Here is a 24640-nt window from a genome sequence, read left to right as displayed (position 1 = left end):
GCTCGCACGAGCGCTAAATGCAGGCAAAAAAAACCGTCGACCTGGGGCTCAGATTCGACGGTTAAAGGCAAGAAGCAGAACTTCTCGCAGAGGGAGCGATTTGCTACAGGCGGATGCCGCTAAGTTCCACACGCAATGTCACGCGACGATTGGGCGCGTAACAATTGATCTGCTCGATCCGGGGGCCGTAGCAGGTGTGAATGACCGGATCACGACTGGCCGAGCTGTGGGCCGTGAGGATTGACTCAGCGATACCGCCGTCGATCAACATCTGAACGACTGTCTTTGCACGTTGCTCACCCAGCAGTTGATTGTCTGCCTCGGTGCCGAACGCATCCGTATGGCCAGTGACTTGAATATGTTTGATCTGCGCATCGTCGCTGTGCAACTCATTGAGCATGTCGAAGACAGCCTGGCGGCCTGCCACCGATAGGTCTTCATACCCTGACTTGCCGGAAGGAAACAGCACGTCGCTGGCCAAGGTGTAATGCTTGAAGCGGGCATCGTCCTTCAGGTACTCGTAATACCGACACGCTTCAACACTGGAAGCACGCGACAGCACATGAACTTGCGAGCGGGTCTGGCCCAGCTCTCGTTCCGCCTCTTCACGCTTCACCGGTGCCGGAAAAGTGTTGCCGTCCTCACGCACCCGCAGGTAATAGGTTTGACCGCCTTCGAGATTGGCCTGATAAAGGTCGCTGCTCTTGCCAAAATAAGTCGGTGCATCATTCAGGTAAGCGCCCAGAGTATGGCTACCGGGGGCCATGCAGAAGCTGGTGAACCCACCAGGCAACAGGCCGGTGTGAAACTGGCGATCCACATAAACGTGAGCCGCGCCCTTTCGCTGGACGTCTTCCTTGTTGCGGTAATACACCACTTGCACTTGATCGACTGCCACGGGCGGTAATCCCATGTAGGCCGCATAGAACACCCGAGCGGGTACTGTGCCGTCCTTGGGCTCCTGTGCGATGGAGGGATGCGCGCCCAACAATGTGGCGCCAAACAGCACAACGGCTCGGGTCATGTTCAATTCATAAGTCATCTTCGTTCCACTACCCGCGCCCAAGCTTTCTGCGCTGAAATTCAAGTCGTTCAATGCGTGCAAGTGCCAATCACATTGCTATGGAGACCATTATCCGAGCACGCCGGGAAGATCCATATAAGACCCGTCTCAGAAATCTTTCCCTGGTTTTATCGGCTGTTTCACAGACAAAAAAAACCCGACGTAACCAGGACGTCGGGTCGGAGCAATGACAGGAGATCAAGCCTCCCAAAGGCTGTCTATGAACGATTATTGCTGAGTGTTGACCCGCACCACCACACGACGATCAGTGGCGTAACAAGCAATCTGCGCGGAACGGGAACCGTCGCAACCACTGCTGATCGGCTGGTCGGCACCGGCACTGTTAGCCGTGATGCTGCCGGAGGCCAGACCACCATCGACCAGCAGACGACGCACGGTTTGTGCACGCTTGAGGCCTAACGCGTAGTTGGACGATGCCGAACCGATCGGGTCGGTGTGGCCGACAACTTCAATGCTGCTGAGGTTGGCGTTTTCACGTTTGAGCTGGCCGATCAGATCACCGATGGCATCACGTCCTCTGGCGGTGATATCGCGAGTGCCGGATTTGCCAAAGGCAAACAGCACGTCACCCGACAAGGCGTATTCCTTGAACTGCACCTGCTCCATCGGCAAGTAGTCACACGCCAGCACGGTCGATGCGCGAGACAAAGCCTGAACCTGCCGGTGCGTGCCTTGCAACTCACGTTCAGCCTCGGCTCGCGTCACTGCTTGCGGGGCACCGTAAGCGTCTTCGCGAACCCGCAAGAAGTAGGTCTTGCCGCCGTCCAGTTCAGCCGAGAACACATCGGTGCTTTTACCTTTGTATTGCGGGGCATCATTGACGTAAGCGCCCAGGCTGTGTTGACCGGGCGCTACGCAAAAGGCACTGAAACCGCCCGGCAGCAGCGCGGCATGGAACTCACGGTCAACGTAAACGTTGGCCGCGCCCTGACGGGAGCCCAAACCGTTGGGGCGGTAGTAAACAACCTGCACCTGGCGATCAGGTACCGGGGCCACCTGGCTGTAGGCATTGCCGAAGATTTTGCCGGAAACACTCCCCGGCTTGAACGCCTCATCGGCCGTAGCGATCTGGGCGCTGGCCAGTGCCGCACCCAGCAGCGCGACGTTAAGAATAGTCATACGTTTAAACATGATGATGACTCCACCGCGAACACCGATCGGTGCCCGCAGTTGATTGAATGTGAGAAAGGCTTGACCACCAAGGGCAACCGCAAGCCGTGCGCAGGCACCGCCCGCGCACGGCGATTGCGCTTAAACCAGATTGGTGGTGACCCCGTCCTGAACCAGCAGTTGGGCATCGAGGCTGGAATGTTGGAAGACGTTGTAGACAATGCCTTCCACCGTGACCGTACCTTGACCGGCCCAATCGCCCGGATCGGTGCCATCTGCCAGCAAGTCGTCGAGGTTGACGACATCGCCGGCGTTGCCTTTGATCAACATCTGGACGGTCTCATCCGTGCTGAAGAGTGAGCTCTCACCCAGTTCCAGAACATCACCCAGGGACAGGTTCAAGGTGTTATTGCCGGTTCCGGTTAGGTCGATGATTTCGATGGACTGTAATTTGCCTGCGATGGTGCTCAGGTCAAGAATCTGATCCGCACTACTTAAACGCAACGTATCAGTACCCTCACCACCGTGAATACTTGAGTTCGCGCCTTGAAGACCTATCACATCATCAACCCTAAACACGCCATCGCCATCACCACCGTAATAGGCGTTATCTCCGGTTACTATTTGAAAATCTGCGTGTGGAAGAGTAACGTCCGCGCCTCTCCCAAAGACAAAGTTATCCAAATAGACCCCATTTGCTTCAATCTCAATATCAAACACCACCTTACCAATTAGCACTCCAGGTGGTGCCGAGTAAGACTGATTAACAATGCTAAAACCTACATGTGGCATCGAAACTGATTCTATAAGACGTCCACTTATATCAAAAAATGAAACTGCACTTGAGGTTGAATCAGTCCAGCCTAATGTAAAGTCAAAAGATGTAACCCCGCCGCCCTCCTTGAATTCCAGCAACAGCTCATTCGCTCCATCACCATTGCCCACCCAAAGCCCTCGTGAGACCCCAGCACCGGCGCCTTCGGAATTTGAAATGTTTGAACCAGTTTTATTATGCAAAGTGAATGAGCCGTAATCTACAACTTCGTCTCTTGCTATAGTAACCCGACTACCGTCGAACCTCTCTGAAGAATTATACCTCGAAAACAATACATCAGAAGAATTCCCTACTTCATCGACTATAAAACTGCTCAACGCCCCCACTAAGGCGCCGGGAACATCTACAATTATTGAGCCACTCTCAATATCCGCACTGGTTAACACAGTGGCTACTCTCTGCCCGCCTATTACAACATACAGAGTATCACCCGTCGCTGCACTTGAACTGGCGAAGTCAACGGTAACTTCATTGCCGACACGTACTACTGAACTCGGCGCATCGGGGGCTTGAGTATCAAGCTCCACAGTCTGGGCTGAGATGTTGGTGTTGCCCGCCGCATCCACCACCCGAGTCTGTATAGTCCAGTTACCTGTGTGGCTGCTCTGATCGAGGAAGTTCCAGGTACCATCGACATTTAGCAGAGCATCCAGCCAGTTTGTTCCTCCATCGATAGAAATCTGCACCTTCTCGTCAGCCGCCAATGCAGCCGTCAACGAACCTTGAATCAAACGCCCGGCACTGCCATCGTTGGTGACGAAGTCACCGCTGTCAGCCCCGCTGTCCTTGCCCATGCTCTCAACAACTGCCGAGGCGATTGGAGCGTCGGTATCAATGATGATGGTCCACGAAGCGGACGGCGCACTCTGATTGCCGGCCGGATCCTGGGCGATGACGTCGAACTGGTTGGTTGAGCCATTGTTCAGTGGCGGGTTGGGTGTAAAGCTCCAAGTGCCGTCTGGCTGTACTGTTTGACGGCCGATTTCAATACCGTTGTTTCGAATGATGATCACATCACCCGCTACACCGCTACCGCTCAGAGTCGGAGTCGTATCATCAGTGGTCGAACCGTCAGCCACAGGCCCCTGAATGGCGCCTACATCGTCAGTAACTGCATCAATGGTGGGTGCTGCCGAGGCCGTGACGTCGATTTGCAGATTGAAATCGCCAGTTGGCGCACTTTCCCCTCCCCCAGCGGTGACGACCGTGGCACTGAACGCGTAATTACCTTCGCCCAACGCGGGGTTAACGGTGTACTCCCACTGCCCCAAGGCATTAACAGGCACAGCCGCTTGCAACAACACACCGTCGAGATAAATGTTGACGGTCGAGTTCGGTGTCGCCTGCCCGCTCAGAGTCGGGGTGGTGTCGTCTGTCACACCGCCGCTGGCCAGTGGCCCCTGGTTTGGGCCTACGTCATCAGTTACTTGGTCAATGCTGATAGCGACGGCACTGGTATCGACAATGAAGTCGATCGGCGCGCTTTCCGGGCTGCGGTTGCCTGCGGCGTCAACAACGACAGAGCTGAAGCTGTGCGGCCCGTTGGCCAGCGCAGGTGCCGGGGTGAAGCTCCAGTTGCCTGCGCCATCTACCGGTACGCGACCGATTTCGACACCGTTGTCGAAGACAATCAGCGTGGTGTTCGGCTCTGCGGTACCGCTGAAGGTTGGCGTACTGTCATCGGTGGTATCGCCGCTGGTGATCGGCCCGGTAATCGCCCCAACATTGTCCTCAAGCTGACTCGCGTCAGCTGCAGCAGGTGGAGTGACATCGACGGTAATTGGGTAATCACCGGTCGGCGTGCTTTCGTTGCCGGCCGCATTGGTCGCTGTGGCGGACAGGTTATTCAGCCCCGGCAGCAGTGCCGGATTCGGGGTAATGCTCCAGTTGCCAAGTGCGTCTGCCACGATGGAACCCACCGCTACTCCATTGGCGAACAGGGTGACGGTAGAGAACGGTTCAGCAGTACCGGACACTTGCGGCTCGGTATCGTTAGTGCTGTCGCCGGGCATGATGTTGCCGATATTGTCGGCCACGTCATCGACTACCCCGGTGATGCTCGGCGCTGGTGGAGTCCCCCCAGCAACCAGCTCAAAATCAAAACCGGTGGATGGATCGCTGATGTGACCGACAGCATCTTGCGCCGCGGCCGTCAGATCATGCGGGCCATTGAGCAGCGGCGGTACCGGCGTGTGGCTCCAGCGACCATCTGTGCCGACCGGTGCACGGCCAATCTCGACACCATTGTCATAAATGATGATGGTGCTGCCCGGCTCGCCACTGCCACTGATTTCCGGCTGCGCATCGTCCGTGATGTCACCCGGAGTGAGGTTGCCGGTGCTTGTGCCCTGGTCATCGAAAACGCTGTCGATCGTCGGTGCCGGTGGCGCGGTGGTGTCAACAATGATGATGTAAGGGTCGGACGGTTCGCTCGCATTACCCGCCGGGTCAGTGATGATCACGGTGATCGGGTGTGGACCTTCTGCCAACGCAGGATCCGGGGTGAACTCCCAACGTCCGTCGTCACCGACGATGACTTCACCGATGGCCACGCCGTCGTCGATGATGGTGACTTTGTCGCCCGGGGTGAGACCACCGCCACCGAAGGTCGGGGTACCGTCGTCAGTCACGCCGCCGTCGCCAATGTCGCCGATGATCGGCCCGACGTTGTCGATGGCTTCTTCGATACCGCCGGTACCTACGCCTGGTTTGCCGGGAGCAGTGGTATCAACAATGACGATATACGGATCGGACGGCTCGCTGGCGTTACCCGCCGGGTCGGTCACGATCACGGTGATCGGGTGCGGACCTTCTGCCAACGCAGGATCCGGGGTGAACTCCCAGCGACCGTCATCACCGACGACGACTTCACCGATGACCACGCCGTCGTCGATGATGGTGACTTTGTCGCCCGGGGTGAGACCACCGCCACCGAAGGTCGGGGTACCGTCGTCAGTCACACCGCCGTCGCCAATGTCGCCAATGATCGGCCCGACGTTGTCGATGGCTTCTTCGATACCGCCGGTACCAACGCCCGGTTTGCCGGGGGCAGTGGTATCAACAATGACGATATACGGATCGGACGGCTCGCTGGTGTTACCCGCCGGGTCAGTGACGATCACGGTGATCGGGTGTGGACCTTCTGCCAACGCAGGATCCGGGGTGAACTCCCAGCGACCGTCATCACCGACGATGACTTCACCGATGGCCTCGCCGTCGTCGATGATGGTGACTTTGTCGCCCGGGGTGAGACCACCGCCACCGAAGGTTGGGGTACCGTCGTCAGTCACACCGCCGTCGCCAATGTCGCCGGTGATCGGGCCAACGTTGTCGATGGCTTCTTCAATGCCACCCGTTCCGATACCTGGTTTGACCGGTGCGATGGTATCGATAGTGACGATGTACGGATCAGACGGCAGGCCGACGTTACCGGCAGCGTCAGTCGCCACGGTGGTAAAGCTGTACTGCCCGTCTACCAGGGCTGGCGAAGGGGTAAATGCCCAGGTGCCATCCGAATTGACAGTGGTTTCGCCGATTTTGACGCCGTTGGCGAAAACATCGAGTCGGGCACCTGCTTCGCCGGTACCGCTGAGCGTCGGAGTGTTGTCATCGGTGAAACCGTTTGGCGCGATCACGCCTTGCTGGTCACCGACGTCGTCGCTGATCGAGTTGATCACGGACTTGCCCGGTGCGGTGATGTCGATGATGAAGTCGAATTCGTCGGAGGGCTTGCTGATGTTGCCGTCCTTGTCCTTCTCTTCAACGACAATCGAATGTTCACCGCCAGGCAGCGGCGTGGGCGGCGTGTACGTCCACTTGCCGTCATCGCCGACGATGACTTCGCCGATCGGCTTGCCGTTGTCCGAGATGATGATGGTATTGCCCGGCGTACCGGTACCGCCGAAGGTCGGAGTGGTGTCGTCGGTTGAGCCGCCCTTGTCAATTGGCCCCTGAATGTCACCGACATTATCAGTGGCGCCACCCAGACCCGGGGTCGGAGGAACGACCACCGCGCCACCGCCATCGTGGTTTTTGTCATCGTCACGGGTCAGTGCGTAACCGGCCCCCAACAGGCCAAGAGCACCCAGCCCGAGCAAGGCAGGCCAGAACCAGCCGATGCCGTTGCCGGCTACAAGGCCATTGCCAAAACCGACCAGTTCGTCGGCACCCAGCACCTGAGGTGAGGACGCGCCGTCATGCAGGAAGGCTGCCGCCCGATCCTGATCGCCATCAGACGAGATGTACTCGTAATAGGCGCCATCTTCGGCCACACCGACCAACTGACCCTGGCTTTCGAAGAAGCCTTCGATAATCAGTTGGGGTTGATCCGGGCTGGTGCCTTCGGTGGCCACATGCAAGTCGTTGCCGACGCGCTTGATGGTAATGTTTTCCGGAGCGACTGGTTTATCACCGCCCTCGGCAAGAATGTATTTGCCGTTCTGCACGGCTTTAATACGTACCGGTTGACCTTGCTGGGTGGCGCGAAGCTCCACCGACTCGGTAATGGTTTTGCCGTCCACAACGGCGACGTTCACTGCGTTTGTGTTCACTTGAGGCCTTCATTCGTCAGGTTGGTCACCGCGCCGGTCATCCGGCACGTCCTAATCATCCAGGCACTGCTCATTGAAAAGCCGATACCTCGGGATAGGTTGAATGTTGACGTTCGCCTTCAAGTGTCGATATGAGACCTGTCTCAAACGCAGGATTAGTCCTACAACCGATCTCCCGTTTTATAGGGGTCTCAAGCACGCATCCCTCGTCAGCGTGCTTCAACTTTCCTTAAAAAAATTGAGACAAGTCCTACATTGGACGCCTACCGCCTGAGAGGAATCTAGAAAAGCAGAAATGACATCGAGCGTGCCGCACCGACGACGAACATGACCCCAAGACATGTCCGCTTTTTGTGCTTCAGCTCAGGATGTAGTCCCGTCGGCGGAACACGCCCCAGGACCTTGTCTGCTCCTTCTTAAACCCCAGGAGCCTCGATAAATGGCGACGTCTCGATCACGCTTTTTTACGCCCCCCCACTCGTTGTGCATTTTGACCCTGAGTGCGCTTTCCTTTTCCGTCCACGCAGGCAATCTGACCCGCGACAACGGCGCAGCGGTGGGTGATAACCAGAACTCTCAAACCGCCGGCGCCCATGGCCCGGTGTTACTGCAAGATATGCAGTTGATCCAGAAGCTCCAGCGCTTCGATCGTGAACGCATTCCAGAACGTGTCGTGCATGCACGCGGTACCGGTGCTCACGGCACATTCACCGCCACCGATGGGCTCAGCGACTTGTCCATGGCCAAGGTTTTCAGCGCCGGTGAGGTGACGCCGGTATTCGTGCGTTTCTCCTCGGTGGTGCATGGCAACCACTCGCCAGAAACATTGCGTGACCCACGTGGATTCGCCACAAAGTTCTATACCGCTGATGGTAATTGGGATTTGGTGGGTAACAACTTTCCAACCTTTTTCATCCGTGACGCCATCAAGTTTCCGGACATGGTTCATGCTTTCAAACCCGATCCACGCACGAACCTGGATGATGATTCACGCCGCTTCGACTTCTTCTCCCACGTGCCCGAAGCTACCCGCACGTTAACCGAGCTCTATTCCAATTCAGGCATACCTGCCAGCTACCGGGAAATGAATGGCAACGGTGTACACGCCTACAAACTGGTGAACGCCCAGAAGGATGTGCACTACGTAAAGTTTCACTGGAAGAGCCTGCAAGGGATAAAGAATTTCACCCCAGGCGAGGTCGCCAAAGTTCAGGGAAACGATTACAGCCACATGTCCAACGACCTGGTCAGCCATATCAGCAAAGGTGCCTTTCCCAAGTGGGATCTGTATGTGCAAGTACTCAAACCTGAAGAGCTGAAGAATTTCGATTTTGATCCGTTGGATGCCACCAAAGTATGGCCGGATGTGCCGCTGCGCAAAGTCGGTCAAATGGTATTGAATCGCAACCCGGCCAATGTCTTCCAGGAAACCGAACAAGTGGCCATGGCACCGTCCAACCTCGTGCCAGGGATCGAAGCTTCGGAAGACCGTTTGCTGCAAGGGCGGATGTTTTCCTACGCCGATGCGCAGATGTATCGCTTGGGCGCCAACAACATGCAACTGCCGGTCAATGCGCCGAAATTTTCGATCAACAATGGCAACCAGGATGGCGCACTGAACTCGGCCAACACGACGACTGGCGTCAACTATCAACCGAGTCGTCTGGTGCCGCGTGATGAAGTTGAAGCGGCTCGCTACAGCCAGTTGGCGCTCTCAGGCAATACCCAACAGGTCAAAATTCAGCGTGAGCAGAACTTCAAACAAGCGGGCGATCTGTATCGCTCGTTCAGCCGCAAGGATCGTGATGACCTGATCGCCTCACTGGGTGGTTCACTGAGCAGTGCCGACGATATCAGCAAGCACATCGTCTTATCCTTTCTGTACAAAGCCGACCCTGAGTACGGCACGGGCGTGACCAAAGTCGTAAAAGGCGATTTGGCACGTGTGCAGACAATGGCTGCGAAGCTGGTCGATTAATCGTTATTGGCCTACGTCACGTCGACGAAGTTCGTCGTGACCATGGCGCTCTTCAGGTATTCGTGCATGGCTTGGTACAAAACTGTTTTGATGATTCTGTTACCGCTGTACGCAATGCACTCTTCCATTTCCGAAGCCAGCCACTTCAGCGATCCGGAGGAAGTAGCGATGGAACTGAAGAAGCATTTTTTCAACGCCGCTCGCGAAGGCGACATGGAAGTACTCGAACTTTTTATCGAGTCCAGATACGACCTGGATACTCAGGACACCAAGGGCTATAGCGCGCTCATACTGGCCACTTATTACGGTCATTTGAATGCAGTCGAGCGCCTGCTGAGAGCGGGCGCCAATCCATGCATCAAAGACAATCGGGGTAACACGGCGTTTATGGGGGCGATATTCAAAGGAGAAGAGAAGATCGCCTATCGCCTTATCGGTACACGCTGCAACGTCGACGAGCGCAATAACGCCGGCCAAACCGCCGCCATGTACGCAGCACTGTTCGAGCGGGTTGAGTTGCTGCAGGCGATGAAAGACTGGGGTGCAGATTTGAATGCGCAGGATGCGGCAGGTAACTCCGCGGCTCAAATACTTCGGGGGGGAATCCGGCTCACCTCACCCATCGACTATGACCACTCTCGATAGCGCCGGCACGCAATTATAAACAAGGTGTTCCATGGATTTTAGTTTCGACCAAGTCATTAAACACACCGAAAACTGGCTCCCCGTTGTATTGGAATACGGCGCTAATCTTGCGTTGGCGTTTACCACTCTGGCCCTTGGCTGGTGGGTGATCAGTACCGTCACCGGAAGAGTCGGCGTGTTACTGGGAAAACGCAGTGTGGATAAAACCCTGCAAGGATTTGTGGGAAACCTGGTTAATACCGCACTGAAGATCATGCTGATCATCAGTGTGGCGTCAATGATTGGAATCCAGACCACCAGTTTTGTCGCTGCGCTGGGTGCTGCTGGCCTGGCCATAGGATTGGCATTGCAGGGAAGTTTGTCCAACTTCGCCGGTGGTGTTTTGATCCTGCTTTTCCGCCCCTACAAAGTGGGCGACACGGTAGAAACCCAAGGCGTGTATGGCACGGTCGACTCTATTCTCATTTTCCACACCGTCATTCTCAGTACGGACAACAAGCGCATCGTCGTGCCGAACGGGAGTATTTCCAATGGAGTCATCACCAACTACTCAAGCGAAACCTTGCGCAAAATTGTCTTCGACGTTGGTGTTGGTTACGACGCCAATCTGGACACTGCACGGCAAGTGCTACTGCAGATGTGTCGGGATCCGAGAGTGCTGAGCGACCCTGCCCCGCAGGTAGTGGTGAGCACATTGGGCGATAGCGCAATAACAATGTCACTGCGCGTATGGGCATTGAATACCGACTATTGGGATTTGATGTTTGAGTTCAACGAAAAGTCCCGGGACGCCCTCGCTGAGAAAGGCATCACCATTCCGTTCCCACAACGGGTGATCACTGTAATTAACAATCCACCTCTTCCATAGGTGATTGCACGGTTCGACCCAGGCGAGCATTAACGGCCGCAACCGACTTAAATTTTTCTTCACTGCCCCTGCCCGACCGAACCTGTAAAGTTCGCTCGCTCATTCAAGAAACTACGGTTCGCCCGCGCTCCTGCGGGCTTTTTTTTGCCTGAAATTCCTCATCGTTCAAGGTTTCCCGTGTAGGCGCTGCCGAAGGCTGCGATCTTTTGATCTTGAAACGCAGGAGCGAAAGATCGCAGCCTTCGGCAGCTCCTACTGAAGATCAACCGGTTTGTATTTTCTGCGGTGTCGGGCAATGCTGTCTGACAACCCTGCCGACCGGAACGTCCGATGCCGCTGTTGACCCTGCCCTGCCAACGCCTGACGCTGGCGATTCTTGCCCCGGATCAGGCGGAACTCGAAAGTGAGTTTTATCGCCGCAACCTGCGCCATCTCGCGCCGTGGTCGCCGATTCGTACCACTGAATATTTCTCCACCGCGCAAATCCGCCGCCGCCTCGAGATTCAGTCCAGTGCGTTTGAGGCCGGACTGGCGATGCATTTCGCGCTGTTGTCGCCGGACGGCCAGCAGATGATCGGCGCGTGCAATTTCAGCGGGGTTATTCGCGGGGCGTTTCAGGCGTGTTATCTGGGTTATCACATCGATGAAGCCCATCAGGGCCAGGGTTTGATGCAGGAAGCGCTGGAGGCTGGCATCGCGTACATGTTCGAGGGCCAGAACCTGCATCGGATCATGGCCAACTACATTCCCGGCAACGAGCGCAGTGCGCGGTTGCTGGAACGCTTGGGTTTCGAGCGTGAGGGTTACGCCAAGGCGTATCTGAACATTGCCGGACGCTGGCAGGATCATGTGCTGACGGCGCTGGTCAATCCGCGGTTCGAAACGCCGGACAAACGTTGGTCGCGACCACTCGCTTAAGCTTCACGAATTGTTCAGCATTGCCGACGTATGCTCGGGGTTCCCGCCCCTTTCGGTAGCCTGAACGCCATGTCGCGTGCCGTCACTTCGCTGTTTCTGCTTGCCGCCCTGCTGTTTTTCTTTGCGCTGGGCAACCATCAGTTGCAAGGCTCCACCGAGGCCCGCGTCGCCGGCATCGCCATGGAAATGCACCTGGACAATGACTGGGTGACGCCGCGTCTGTTCGGCGAAGCGTTTCTGGAAAAACCCCCACTGAGTTTGTGGCTGGACGCCGGCGCCATGCGCGTGTTCGGCGTTTCGCCGTGGGCGGTGCGGTTGGCCTCGGCGGTGGCCGGGTTGTTTAGCGTGATGTTGTTGTACGGCATGTTGCGTCGCTTCGAGCGGCCGATAAGGGTCACATGGACGGCGGGGATTCTGCTGGCGACCATGGCCAGTTACTGGAGCAACGTACGTGGCGTCGGTGAAGACGCGCTGCTGGCGCTCGGCGTGACGGCGGCATTGCTGGCATTTTTCCAGGCGCAGCGAGTGCCGACGCTGGGCAATTCGCTGCTGTTTGTCGTCGGCATTGCCATCGCGACGTTGAGTAAAGGTGTGCTCGGTTTGGCGATGCCTGGCGTGGTGATTTTTGCTTATCTGCTGGCGGACAACCTGATCGACCGGCGCTTGAAGATCAGGGATTGGTTGCTGCCGGGAGTGCTCACGGCGGTCGGTCTGATTCCGCTGCTGATCTGGCTGGTGGTGCTTTATCAGCATGGCGGGGCGCAAGCGGTGAGAGAGGTTTTGTTGACCAACAGTGTCGGACGGTTCAGCGGGTCGTTCGTTGAGGCCGGGCATTACGAGCCGTTTTATTACTACCTCGCCAAGCTGCCGCAAGCGTTTTTGCCGTGGAATATTCTGGTGTATCTGGGGCTGTGGCACTTCCGTAAAGAGTTGAAGGCTAATCGGTATTTGCTGTTTTTCAGCCTGTGGATCGTGGCGCAGTTTGTGATGCTGACGTTGGCGTCGAGCAAGCGCACGGTGTACTTGATGTCGATGACGCCGGCGGCTGCGGTGATCGCGGCTGAATACGCATTTGTGTTGTTTGAGCGGTTGAAAGCGTACGAATCGGCGAATCGATTTGTAGGCTGGGTCGCTCGTCGGCGTCAGGCATTGGCGTTCGGCGTGTTGGCGGTGGTGATCGCCGGTTATCTCGGTGCGGCGCAGTGGGCGCTGCCGAATGCGGATAAACACCTGTCGTTCCTGCCGCTGACGGAACACATTCAATCGTTACAGGCCAGTGGTCATCAGGTGGCGTTGTTTCAGGCGAATGAGCGGGTGGGCGGCGCGAGCGTGTTTTATACGCAGAGTGTGCTGAAGGGGCTCGATACGGAGGCGCAGTTGCGGGCGTTTCTGGGGGCGGCAGCGACGAATGTGGCGGTGATCTCGGCGGATGCTGAGCCTGCGGCGCCGCTGAAAGTGCTGAAAACCATGATGGTCGGGCGACAGGCTTATTACTTTGTCACCGACTAAACCAGACTAAACACACACTCCTGTGGTGAGGGGATTTATCCCCGATGGGCTGCGCAGCAGCCCTTTCTTTTGAATCAAGAGAGGGGCCGCTTCGCGCCCCATCGGGGATAAATCCCCTCGCCACAGGTTATTCACTGGATGGGCATTCCAACTGTTGCCGACGTGGCGACTGACACTGTCCGCTCATGCTTCTCCAACACCGGCATCTCCAACCGCGCCCGTCCATAAAACGCCAACGCTGTCAGCAAACACGCCAGCCAGACAAAGATCCCTGCCCAAAACGTGTGGGACATGTAGTGCCAACCTTGCAGGACGCGTGTCGTGCCGTAGACAAAACCGAGCAACAACGAGCCCCACAAAATCGCCTTGGAAAACCGCCACTGGTAGCGTCGCGCAACAAAGTACAGCGCCAGCATGGTGAAGCCACCCGACGCGTGCCCGCCCGGCCAGCAACGGCCCTCGCCCGCTTCATGGAACAACTGGAAATTCTCGTACCACTCGACATGAGCCATTTTGCCGCCGTACAGCGTGGTCTCGATCGGGCAGTAAACGCTGGTGTGCGCCTTGAGGAAGTGAATCACCCCGGTGCAAACGGCGAACGCCACCACAACGAAGAAAAAATCCCTACGGTGATCGGCGGCAAAGCGCAGCACCGGCGCGACTCGGCTGCGCTGCAGGAAGGCACCCAGTCGTGGCCGCTTCTGCGGATTGACCAATGGCCAGATCACCGAGAGCATCGCGCCGATCACGGCGATTTCGCCCGTCCAGTTCGGAATGATCCGCGCCCATTTGTGCGTGAGTTTTTCGAAGAGATGGATTTTGTCGAGCGGGAAAGTCTGGGTCAGCGGGTCGAACAACAGGTTGCTGAAGGCGATGTCGATTTTGGTCATGTCGAACAGCAGAAACACCACCGCTGCACAGAGCAGCGGGATGCCAAAGTTATAAGCGTAGAAACGCGATTTCATCGGGTGGTCACCGTGCGCCAGTCGGAGGCTTCAATGAAGCCGAGCATTTGTGGGGCCGCCGGATTGGCAGCGGCGACAAACAGCGAAGAGCCGTAACCGGGATCGGAGGCCGGTACGTTCAGGTCTTTCTCCAGTTGCCCCATGCATTCGCTGTGGGTCACCAGGATCAGATTGCGCCCCGGCACTTTGTGCGCCAGCGCGTCCTGCAACATCCGCCCCTTGCAACTGATCAACCAGTCGGCGGCGGTGGAGGTCTTGGTGAACATGTAACCGGCGGTCTGCACGGTGCGCTCGATAGGGCTGTTGTAGAGGTCGGCGTTGCTCAGGCCCAGTTGTTCAAACTGCGAACCTACCGCATCCGCGACACTCCGCGAACGTTGAGTGATGCCGTCGTTGCCACTCAGGCACGGTGCCTTGGAGTGATCGCAGCGTTCGACGTGGCGCACCAGCACGATCATGTCGCCTTGCGCCCAGCCCTGCGCCAACGCCTGCGCGCCGGCGACATTGCCGTGGGCCAGATCCGGCACGGCAGCGGGTGCCAACAACCACAGGGTCAGCGGAATCACCAGCACGGAGGCGGCCAACACCACCCACGTGTTGCGAAAACGCGCCAAACCGCTCAGATCGATCGAGCGTTTGACGCCGAACAGATTCAGTCTCAATTCCACAAAAAGCCGCCTCACCGGCATGCATCACTTGTCATTCGATGCGGCGAAGGTACAGAGGCGGGCGTGGGCAGCCAGTGAAACCCATGTGAAAAAAGTCTTGGGATCCTTTGTTACAAATTCCGTAGGACAAAATCCTTTCAGCTCTCGGCATCGCGGCCGATACAGACCTGCTAACACCCTTGCTGGCTCAAAAAAACAACAATCTTCCAGCCTAACCGACGACCAAGAAACCCAACGTTTCTGGAGGATTTTTGATGAATAGCTGGTTCGGCAACATCAGCGTGAACATGAAATTGGGCCTGGGCTTCGGCCTGGTGCTGGCCCTGACCTGCGTCCTGGCCCTGACCGGTTGGACCAGCCTCGGCGGCCTGATCGACCGCAGCAACTGGATGAGCGACATCACCCAGCTCAACTCCGGCCTGACCAAACTGCGCGTGGTGCGCCTGCAATACATGCTGACCAACGGCGATGAAACCGCCGCGCAAAACGTGCAGACCACCCTTGAAGCCTTCGCCGCGCAACAGCAGAAGTTGATCAGCAGCTTCAAGAGCCCGGAAAACGTCAAGTTGCTCAAGGCGCAGGCGGCGACCATCGCTGAATACCAGACCTCGTTGAACAAAATGCGCAACGCCTACCGCACCGCCAACAGTGCGCGCGACGCCATGAGCGTGAATGCCGAGGCCGCGTACCGTCAGATCGAATCGATCAGCAAACATGTGCAGCAAATGGACATAAGCGAGCAACGTTTCGAACAGTTCCAGGCCATCACCACGGCCAAGGAAGCGTTCATCCTCACCCGCTACGAAGTGCGCAGCTACATGGCCGCCACCAACGCCGACACCGAGCAGAAAGCCGTCGCCCAACTCGACGTGGCGATCGCCAGCCTCAAACAATTGAACGTGCATTTCGCTGACACTCAGGCAGATGCCCTGCGTCAGCTGGAGACCGCGCTGGTCAATTACCGCAGCGCATTGCTGGCGTTTAAAAACGCCAACAGCGAAGCCGTGCAGGCGCGCAAGGAAATGACCGATCAGGGCGCGACCATCGTGACCCAGAGCGAGCAGCTGTATCAGATTCAACTCGATCGTCGTGACGCCGAAAGCGCTCAGGCTCGCACCCTGCAACTGATCAGCACCCTGCTGGCGTTGCTGGTTGGCGTGATTGCCGCGGTGTTGATCACCCGTCAGATCACCCGTCCTCTGCGCGAAACCATGGCCGTGGTCGACCGCATCGCCAGCGGCGACCTGACCCACAATGTCATCGTTACCCGTCGCGACGAACTCGGTGTGCTGCAACAAGGTATCGCGCGCATGGGCGTAACCCTGCGCGATTTGATCAGCGGCATCCGCGACGGCGTTACCCAGATCGCCAGCGCCGCCGAAGAGTTGTCCGCCGTCACCGAGCAGACCAGCGCCGGCGTGAACAGCCAGAAAGTCGAGACCGATCAGGTCGCCACCGCAATGCACGAAATGACTGCCACCGTGCAGGAAGTCGCGCGCAACGCCGAGGAAGCCTCGCAAGCCGCTGCCGCCGCTGACGGCGAAGCCCGTGAAGGCGACAAAGTGGTCAACGAAGCCATCGCGCAGATCGAACGTCTGGCCAGCGAAGTGGTGCGTTCCACCGAAGCCATGAGCGTGCTGCAACAGGAAAGCGACAAGATCGGCAGCGTCATGGACGTGATCAAAGCCGTCGCCGAACAGACCAACCTGCTCGCGCTCAACGCTGCGATTGAAGCGGCACGTGCCGGTGAAGCCGGTCGTGGATTTGCCGTGGTTGCCGACGAAGTGCGTGGCCTGGCCCAGCGCACACAGAAATCCACCGAAGAAATCGAAGGCCTGGTCGCCGGTCTGCAGAACGGCACCCAGCAGGTTTCGGCGGTGATGAACAACAGCCGCGCACTGACCGACAGCAGCGTCGCGCTGACCCGCAAGGCCGGCCTGTCACTGGAAAGCATCACCCGCACGGTGTCGAATATTCAGTCGATGAACCAGCAGATCGCGGCGGCGGCTGAACAGCAGAGCGCAGTGGCGGAAGAGATCAGCCGCAGCATCATCAACGTGCGCGACGTCTCGGAACAAACCGCAGCGGCGAGTGATGAAACCGCGGCGTCGAGTGTTGAGCTGGCGCGCCTGGGTGGTCAGCTGCAGCAGATGGTTAGCCACTTCCGCGTTTGATCCTGATTTAGCGCTGACGCTGTAACCGAATCGCGAGCAGGCTCACTCCTACAGGTATGGTGTTGATCACAGATTATGTGAACGACGCCAATCCCCTGTAGGAGTGAGCCTGCTCGCGAAAGCGTCAGACCTGCCACCTCGATATCCCGAAAAAACCCCGGTACCCGTAGGAGCTGCCGCAGGCTGCGATCTGTTGATCTTCGCTTTTGAACCATCAGAAGCCAGATCAAAAGATCGCAGCCTTCGGCAGCTCCTACAGAAATCCTGTTCGATCGCGAGTTAATGAATCCTCAGCGCGTCCCACGCTGGCGCAACGCCGACGGCATAAAGTACGCATCCTCGGGCACCGGCTGGGCGAAATCCACGGTCTCGGCTTCTTCGTTGTCGAGGTTCTGCACGTAGTAACGACGGGCCTGCAAATCATGGAAAACGTCCAGCGCACTCCACGTGGTGGGCAGGTCGTAGAAGTTTTTCAAGTAGGCCATCGACACGCGCCACAGCTCCCCTCGCCCGTCGTATTGATCGACCAGCGCGGCACCCCAACTGTCTTCATCGAGGAACAGCACGCGTTTGGAATAGATGTGTCGCGAACCTGGTTTCAGGTTGCCTTCCACCACCCAGACCCGATGCAGTTCGTAGCGGGTGTATTGCGGGTTGAGGTGGCCCGGGGTGAGCAGTTGCGCGTACTTCACGTCGGGGCTGGAGACTTTGTAGTTGTTGTAGGGAATGTAGATTTCCTGTTTGCCCTTGAGCTTCCACTCGTAGCGATCCGGCGAGCCGTTGAACAGGTCGGTGTCGTCAGCGGTGCGCAGGCCATCGGAGGATGAGATCGGCGTGTCGTACGCGAGATTTGGCGCGCGGCGTACGCGGCGTTGGCCGGCGTCGTAGACCCAGGCCTGGCGCGGATCTTTGAGCTGGTCGAGGGTTTCGTGAACGAGGGCTGCACCACCGGCCAGTCGCGCCGGGCTTTTTACGAAGGCGAGGTAGTAGAACAGGATGTTTTTCAGATCGGCGAACTGGCCGTTCGGGCGGTAGTAGTTGAACAGCGCTTCCTGTTGCGACGTTACCAGCGCAAAGCTGCCGTTGCGCTGTACCGGCGCTTCGGAAGCGCGGCGCACAACGTAGATGCCGCGATAGCGGGTGATGTGGTTCCACAGCACTTCGACGCCGTCCTTCGGCACTGGAAACGGTACACCGCCGTAGGCATCGGAGAAACCGCTGCCGCCTTCGAGCAGTTTCGCCGAGGTCGCGTTTTTCAAGGTGTTGTCGTACAGCCACTGCGGCGCCGAGCCGGAGCGACGGGACGGGTAGATCGGCATCTGAAAGGTGTCGGGATAGCTATTGAACAGCGCGATCTGGCCGGGGCTGAGGTGGGCTTTGTATTGGTCGAGATTGGCTTTGGTGATGGTGAACAGCGGTTTGTCCGCCGCGTACGGATCAGGGTGATGCTGACCCGGTTTGTAGCCGGCCGGCGCTTGGGTGATGCCGCCCGTCCAGGCCGGGATGGTGCCGGCGGCGTTGCCGGCCCGCTCGGCGCCCATGGGGGTCAGGGTGGTTTTCAGTTGTTCGGCTTGTTGCGGGGTGATGGCCGCCAGGGCGGTGCTGGCGGCCAGGCTCATGACAAGCGCCAGCGTGGTCTTGGTCAATCGTGAAGTGTGAAACATGATCAATCTCCGAAATGGGAGTGAGGTCTGCAAATCACCGGAGCCACCTGTAGGAGTGAGCCTGCTCGCGATGGCGGTGTATCAGGCAAAACTACTGCGACTGAAAGTCCGCCATCGCGAGCAGGCTCACTCCTACAAGGGGTGCGTCGGTATTCTGGGTATCAAAGGAAATACTTGAGGTTGAACCCGACGTTGTCGCGGTCGCGGATGCCGTTGTTTTGTCCGCCGCCGTAGAACTCGGTGTATTGCAGTTCGGCTTCGAGCTTGTTCTGATAGTTGGCCTTGATCCCCAGCGTGTAGGCCTTGCGACCTTCGATGGTGTTGCCGGCCTGGTAGCTGTTGCCCTGGAAGTCGTCCTTGTAAACGATGTAAGGCGAGACGTTGACCCCGGCGTAAACGTCGTTCCACGTGCCGTTGAGCATCGCCGTGTAGCTGTAGGAATCACGGTTGACCTGATCATCGCGATCACCACCGGACACATAGGAATAGTTACCGGTCCCCGCGTAATAACGCGTGCTGCCGTCATAAGCGGTGTATTGCAGATTGCTGCCACGCAGGTGTTCTGATGCCAGTTCGAAGATGCCGAACAGCGAGTCGAACGAGGCCGTCGGACCGAAGTTGTAGATGGTGCCCAGCGAGGTGTTGAACGCTTCGACGCGCTCGGCGTTGTTAATCTCGCTGTTGAGATTGACCATCTGCCCGCCGACGTTGATCGACCGGCCCGTCACCGCCACCGCCGCACCGTTGGCCAGGTCGCCGATCAAATCGTTGGTGGCCGCGACGCCGATCGGCAGGTTCGGCCGATAAGCGATTTCACCAAACACCGAGGCCTCGCCCAGCGTGGTGTTGAAGCTGAAGCCGTACATGCGGATGTCTTCGGCGTAACGACGATGCGCCTGAATGTTGCCCATCACATCGGCCGTGGCCAGACCACCGGCAAGCGCCCCGGCCTGATCGCCTGCGACGCCGGACAACAGATTGGTCAGCGCATCCATGTCGATGCCCTTGTACCCGCCCAGATCCGCCGCGATGGTCGGTTCCTTAGCGTGGTAGTTGACCATGTACAACCCGAACTCGGTGCTGTTGAGCTGCTCGGCGATGTAGCGGAAAGCGAAACCAAACTGCTCGTCGTTGCGCGCGTTGTAGTCCTTGCCGATCGACGCCACTTTCAACGTGTTGCCGTACGCAGGCGTCACACCGTTGGCGTACAGCCCGGTGGTTTGCAGGGCTGAACTCAGCAACGGGTTGTTACCCAGTGCACTGTACAAGCCGATCACGTTGCCAAACCCCGGCACCGGCGTGTCGAGCGCGGTGCCGCTGAAGTTGTTGTAACCGGTGTTGCCGCCATCGGCGAACAGGTCGGTTTGCGAGTAGAAAGTGCCGACCGGATCGATGCGGGTTTCTTTCCAGTTGGTCTGGTAGAAACTCTCCATGGTCAGCGAATCGGTGAGGCCGACGTTGAAGCTCAGCGCCTCCACCGGCACCAACACTTCCTTCACTTCTGCACCGGGCAGTCGGTACTTGGCCGCGTCCACCGGGTTGGTGGTGTTGATCCCGCCGCGATAGAAAATCCCCTCGCCCCAGTTGAACACTTGTCGACCGACTCGGGCGGTCACCGGCATCTGCGCGACGTCCCAACTGCCGTGCACATACGCGTCGAGCATCTCGATGCGGCTGCCGGCAATATCGCGGGTCTGGCTGGTGAAACGGTCGTCCTGCGGGTAGCTCTGGCTCGGTTGCGAGGGGCTGTTGTTGTCGTAGTAGTTGTTGCGCTTGTCCATCAGCTGCGTGTCATAAAACCCCGTGCCGCGCATGAACAAACCGTAGTTCTGATAGTTGGCTTCAAGCTCGGAAGTGATCTTGTACACCTCGGAAACCAGCCCGGTGTCGAAGTTGCGATTGCCGTCGTTGGTGTTGACGTCATCGTTGGATTTGTCGCGGCCCTGCACCCGCCACATACGACCGTACGACAAGGTCGTGTCGATCGAACCGGTAACCTGTTTGTCCATGAAGCTGAACTCCACCGCGTGCGCCGCATCGACTGCGCACAGTTGCAGCAGCCCTGCCAGGCCGACACCGGGGAGCACCGCGCCCGTCAGGCGCAATCGAGTGCTGATCATGTGTTCCTCCTTCCCTGTTTTTTTATTGTTTTTTGTCCTGTCGCGGTGGCTAGGGCGCCAATCCCGCGCTGACGTAGATCCGGCTGTGCGCGCCAAAATGGCCGAGCAGTTTGAACAGCTGTTGATTGAGTACCGGATGGTCGAAATCTTCGCGTTGCAGCTGATTACCGCTGCTGAAATCGCTGGTCGCTGGCGCCGTTTCCAGCCACTGCCCGATCGCTTCGTCGAAGGCGGCGGAGTCGTCGACCGACTCAGCGCTGACCACTTCGCGCAGGTAGTCGACCGAGTACGGCGGATAGCTTTTGTCTTGCGCGACATCGGTGTAAGCGTCGAGCATCGGATGCGGATTGCCGGCACGCAGCAAACGCCGCAGCCAGGTGGATTGATACTTCTCCACTTCCATGTGCCGGGTCGCAACGCGTTCGATGGAGGCCTGTTTGTCGGCGGCGAAACCGGCCAGCGCCTTGCCTTCCAGCAGCAGAAGACTGGCGAGGTCGACGCCCGGCAATGGCTTGGCGTGATACGGCTGAGTCAGATCCTGAACGTGGTGCAGGCCCCAGCCGAGAAAGCGATAACCCCAATACGGATGGCCGCTGGCAAATGCCAGTCGCGCCAGGCCCATGTATTGATACGCGCGCCAGTCCGGCCAACTGCGTTCGAGGAATCCGGCAGCGGCATAGACCACCGGGCTTTCGTGGAAGAAGCCCATGTGGAACGGCGCTTGCGAGCTGTACTGGAAACGCTCGTCACCAAAGGGTTGCGGGCCGAAACCGTAGCGCGCGCCAGCGTCGCCGGGGTTGTCGCTGAACAGGTTGATGTCGTGGCCGTAATCCGGCTCGTCGGCGGCGCTGGCGAGCACCGCGAGTGGCGCGACTTTTTCGTGGTTGGCGACGACGATAAAGCGCTGGCGATTCCACGGTGACAGGGTTTGTTCGACCATGACTTGATTGGCTTGCAGATGCTCGCGTTCGGGCAGGTCTTTGCCGGGTAATGGCTGGATGACCATCGCAAGATGAATCTGCGGGTTGATGCGCATCGCGGTGAAAAAGTCGTGGCGCAGATTGTCACTCGGCGTGGCCGGTAATTTCAGCGCATCGGGGCGTGGCGGGTATTGAGCGAAGTGTTCGCGGGCGAAGGTTTCCTGCTGCTCCAGCAATGCGCTGACGGCTTGGTATTGCTGCGTGAGGAAGTTTTCCAGCGGCTCGACTTCCACCAGTGGCGCATCGCGCAACCCCGGCAGATCCTGCAACGCCAGGTAGCTGCCCACCGTATGGTTCGACCAGCCCCAAGCACTTGGGGCCGTTGCACAAAGCAGCAACAGGAGGAATGTCAGCTTCATTGCCGGGTTCTTATTGGAGGTGCCGTGGGGAATGAGCCTAACAACCGCCCCCGCCGCTGACACTGTCCGATCTCACCAGAAAAAGTCTCCGATGGCGCCATTTGCACAATCAATGGAGCACCATAAATTCCATGTAGGAGTGAGCCTGCTCGCGATAGCGGTGTGTCAGTCAAACATTCGCTGGCTGACACTCCGCTATCGCGAGCAGGCTCACTCCTACAGGGTGAATTGTGGTGTGCTTTTCAGGCGGGGTAGCCGGTGATTTTGCGGATGCTTTGGTACAGCGGTGTGAGTTGGCGGTACGCCATTTCAGGTGACGATACGATCCCTGTAGGAGCTGCCGAAGGCTGCGATCTTTTGATGTTGATCTTAAAAAAAAGATCAAAAGATCGCAGCCTTCGGCAGCTCCTACAGGGGGAATTGTGGTGTGCTTTTTAGGCGGGGTAGCCGGTGATTTTGCGGATGCTTTGGTACAGCGGTTTGAGCTGGCGGTACGCCATTTCAGGTGACGATACGATCCCTGTAGGAGCTGCCGAAGGCTGCGATCTTTTGATGTTGATCTTAAAAAACAAGATCAAAAGATCGCAGCCTTCGGCAGCTCCTACAGGGGGAATTGTGGTGTGCTTTTAGGCGGGGTAGCCGGTGATTTTGCGGATGCTTTGGTAGAGCGGTTTGAGCTGGCGGTACATGCGCAGGTAAACCTCTTTGTACAGTTGCTCGTAAATTTTCTGCGCCTCGGGTTGTGGGGTGAAGACCGCGCCGACGCGGGTCATCGCGGCGATTGCAGTTGGGAAATCTGCGTGCAATCCGAGCCCCACCGCACAGCAGATCGCCGCCCCCAAGCCAGATGCTTCGTACACATGCGGTCGCTCCGCCGGCAGCCCGAAAATATTCGCCGTAAGCTGCATCGCCGCATCGCTCTGCGAACCGCCACCGGCCACGCGCAGGCGCTTTATCGACACCTTCGAACGCCGCTCGATGTTCTCCATGCCTTGGCGCAACGCATACGCCAGCCCCTCAAGAATCGCCCGGTAAATATGCGCGCGGGTGTGCACATCGCCGAAGCCGATCATCGCGCCCTTCGCTTCCACGCCCGGCTCACGAATCCCCGGCGACCAGTACGGTTGCAGCATCAAACCCATCGAGCCCGGTGGCACCGCATCGACCAGCGCATCGAACAATTGCTCCGGCTCGATGCCCTGCTCTTTGGCCTGCTGCATCTCGCGCAAGCCGAACTCGTTTTTGAACCAGCTGACCATCCAGTAACCGCGATAAATCATCACCTCGCAGTTGAACTGATCGGGCACCGCCGACGGGTACGGCGGAATCAACGGGACGATTTCCAGATAGCGCGAACGGGTGCTGGTGATCGTCGCCGTGGTGCCGTAGGACAGGCACACCGTGCCCGCATCGACCACGCCGGCACCGACCACTTCGCAAGCCTTGTCGGCGCCCGCCGCAATCAGCGGCAAGCCTTCGGGAATGCCGGTGTGGCGAGCCGCTTCAGCAGTGATGTAGCCGAGGGTTTCACCGGGTTTGTGCAGGGTCGGCAATTGCTCGGGACGCACCGCCAGCGCCTGCCATTTCCAGTCACTCGGCGCGGCCCATTTCAGCCGTTTGAAATCGAACGGCAGATAGCCAACGCAGCAACCCACCGAGTCGACAAAACGCCCGCACAGTCGATGAGTGAGAAACCCGGACAGCAACAGAAACTTGTCGGTCGCCGCCCACACCTCTGGCTGATGCTGCGCAATCCAGTTCGCCTCAGCCTGGGCACGAAAATAATCCACCGTGCCTTGCGCGCCGACCAGTTTGAACAACCAGCCCCACGGCCCTTTGATCCCGCCCTCGACTTCACTCTGGCGCTGATCAAGCCACAAAATCGCCGGGCGCAGCGGTTTGCCTTCGGCATCAACGTTGATAACCGTGCCGCGCTGGGTGGTCAGGGAAACGCCAGCAATCTGCGAACGATCAATGCCGGTTTGCGCCCAGACTTGCTGACACGCCTCGCCGAGTTTCGCCCAGTAATACTCCGGATCCTGCTCGGCCCAACCCGGTTGCGTCGAGTAGTACGCCTGCAGTTCGACCTTGCCTTTGCCGAGCAGATTGCCCTGCAGATCGAAGAGCAGCGCGCGCACGCTCTGGGTGCCGTTGTCGATCGCCAGCAGGTAACGCTTGTTCGGGTGGTTATCCATGGAGCTCTCTTCAAGGGG

At 58.1% G+C, this 24640-nt stretch carries 15 protein-coding genes and 1 pseudogene; 7 read left to right on the top strand and 9 right to left on the bottom strand.

Going from position 1 to position 24640, the window contains the following annotated elements:
* Window positions 1-103: 103 nt before the first annotated feature.
* The 3 genes from ACIP66_RS14895 to ACIP66_RS14885 all read right to left on the bottom strand — a co-directional run bounded on the left by ACIP66_RS14895 (window position 104) and on the right by ACIP66_RS14885 (window position 7579).
* Window positions 104-1042, bottom strand: a complete 939-nt coding sequence (locus ACIP66_RS14895) for an OmpA family protein (protein WP_400648926.1) — start codon at window positions 1040-1042, stop codon at window positions 104-106.
* A 249-nt stretch (window positions 1043-1291) separates the two neighbouring features.
* Window positions 1292-2215 carry an OmpA family protein gene (locus ACIP66_RS14890; protein ID WP_400648924.1) on the bottom strand — a complete coding sequence of 308 codons (924 nt, stop codon included), beginning with the start codon at window positions 2213-2215 and terminating at the stop codon, window positions 1292-1294.
* A gap of 120 nt (window positions 2216-2335) precedes the next feature.
* Complete coding sequence (locus tag ACIP66_RS14885; protein ID WP_400648922.1) at window positions 2336-7579, bottom strand: Ig-like domain-containing protein; 5244 nt, start codon at window positions 7577-7579, stop codon at window positions 2336-2338.
* Window positions 7580-8018: 439 nt separating this feature from the next.
* Here ACIP66_RS14885 and ACIP66_RS14880 point away from each other — a divergent pair, with 439 nt between their 5' ends.
* From ACIP66_RS14880 to ACIP66_RS14860, 5 genes are all read left to right on the top strand, one after another.
* Window positions 8019-9557 (top strand): catalase, encoded by a 1539-nt coding sequence (locus ACIP66_RS14880; RefSeq protein ID WP_400648921.1) that lies wholly within the window; start codon window positions 8019-8021, stop codon window positions 9555-9557.
* 114 nt (window positions 9558-9671) lie between these two features.
* Window positions 9672-10202 carry an ankyrin repeat domain-containing protein gene (locus tag ACIP66_RS14875; RefSeq protein WP_400648946.1) on the top strand — a complete coding sequence of 177 codons (531 nt, stop codon included), beginning with the start codon at window positions 9672-9674 and terminating at the stop codon, window positions 10200-10202.
* 31 nt (window positions 10203-10233) lie between these two features.
* Window positions 10234-11070, top strand: coding sequence for a mechanosensitive ion channel family protein (locus ACIP66_RS14870; RefSeq protein ID WP_400648919.1), 837 nt, complete (start codon window positions 10234-10236; stop codon window positions 11068-11070).
* Window positions 11071-11400: 330 nt separating this feature from the next.
* A complete protein-coding gene (rimJ, locus tag ACIP66_RS14865) occupies window positions 11401-11988 on the top strand; it encodes a ribosomal protein S5-alanine N-acetyltransferase (RefSeq protein WP_212549762.1) in 588 nt (195 codons plus the stop codon).
* Window positions 11989-12057: 69 nt separating this feature from the next.
* Window positions 12058-13497: an ArnT family glycosyltransferase gene (locus tag ACIP66_RS14860; RefSeq protein WP_400648917.1), complete on the top strand. Its 1440-nt coding sequence runs from the start codon at window positions 12058-12060 to the stop codon at window positions 13495-13497.
* Between the two features lie 131 nt (window positions 13498-13628).
* On the opposite strand, the gene ACIP66_RS14855 is transcribed toward ACIP66_RS14860, so the two are convergent.
* Both ACIP66_RS14855 and ACIP66_RS14850 read right to left on the bottom strand, forming a co-directional pair.
* Complete coding sequence (locus tag ACIP66_RS14855; RefSeq protein WP_400648915.1) at window positions 13629-14462, bottom strand: phosphatase PAP2 family protein; 834 nt, start codon at window positions 14460-14462, stop codon at window positions 13629-13631.
* Entirely contained in the window at window positions 14459-15130 is a 672-nt protein-coding gene (locus ACIP66_RS14850) for a histidine phosphatase family protein (protein ID WP_400648914.1), read from the bottom strand. The genes ACIP66_RS14855 and ACIP66_RS14850 overlap by 4 nt, the downstream gene beginning before the upstream one ends.
* Window positions 15131-15384: 254 nt before the next feature.
* Here ACIP66_RS14850 and ACIP66_RS14845 point away from each other — a divergent pair.
* Window positions 15385-16446: pseudogene (locus ACIP66_RS14845) on the top strand (methyl-accepting chemotaxis protein); the annotation flags it as partial.
* Window positions 16441-17304, top strand: a complete 864-nt coding sequence (locus tag ACIP66_RS14840) for a methyl-accepting chemotaxis protein (RefSeq protein WP_371262359.1) — start codon at window positions 16441-16443, stop codon at window positions 17302-17304. The pseudogene ACIP66_RS14845 and the gene ACIP66_RS14840, both read left to right, overlap by 6 nt.
* Before the next feature lie 290 nt (window positions 17305-17594).
* Here the strand turns inward: ACIP66_RS14840 and ACIP66_RS14835 are convergent, their stop codons facing one another.
* From ACIP66_RS14835 to ACIP66_RS14820, 4 genes are all read right to left on the bottom strand, one after another.
* Complete coding sequence (locus tag ACIP66_RS14835; protein WP_400648944.1) at window positions 17595-18923, bottom strand: DUF1329 domain-containing protein; 1329 nt, start codon at window positions 18921-18923, stop codon at window positions 17595-17597.
* Between the two features lie 206 nt (window positions 18924-19129).
* Window positions 19130-21088: a DUF1302 domain-containing protein gene (locus tag ACIP66_RS14830; RefSeq protein WP_400648912.1), complete on the bottom strand. Its 1959-nt coding sequence runs from the start codon at window positions 21086-21088 to the stop codon at window positions 19130-19132.
* A gap of 49 nt (window positions 21089-21137) precedes the next feature.
* Complete coding sequence (locus ACIP66_RS14825) at window positions 21138-22427, bottom strand: phospholipase (protein ID WP_400648911.1); 1290 nt, start codon at window positions 22425-22427, stop codon at window positions 21138-21140.
* A gap of 626 nt (window positions 22428-23053) precedes the next feature.
* Window positions 23054-24622: an FGGY-family carbohydrate kinase gene (locus ACIP66_RS14820; protein ID WP_400648909.1), complete on the bottom strand. Its 1569-nt coding sequence runs from the start codon at window positions 24620-24622 to the stop codon at window positions 23054-23056.
* Between the last annotated feature and the right edge of the window lie 18 nt (window positions 24623-24640).

The sequence above is a fragment of the Pseudomonas sp. NPDC088429 genome, from assembly GCF_044753305.1.
In the GTDB taxonomy this organism is placed as follows: domain Bacteria; phylum Pseudomonadota; class Gammaproteobacteria; order Pseudomonadales; family Pseudomonadaceae; genus Aquipseudomonas; species Aquipseudomonas rustica.
This window is presented reverse-complemented; position numbering and strand designations above follow the sequence as displayed.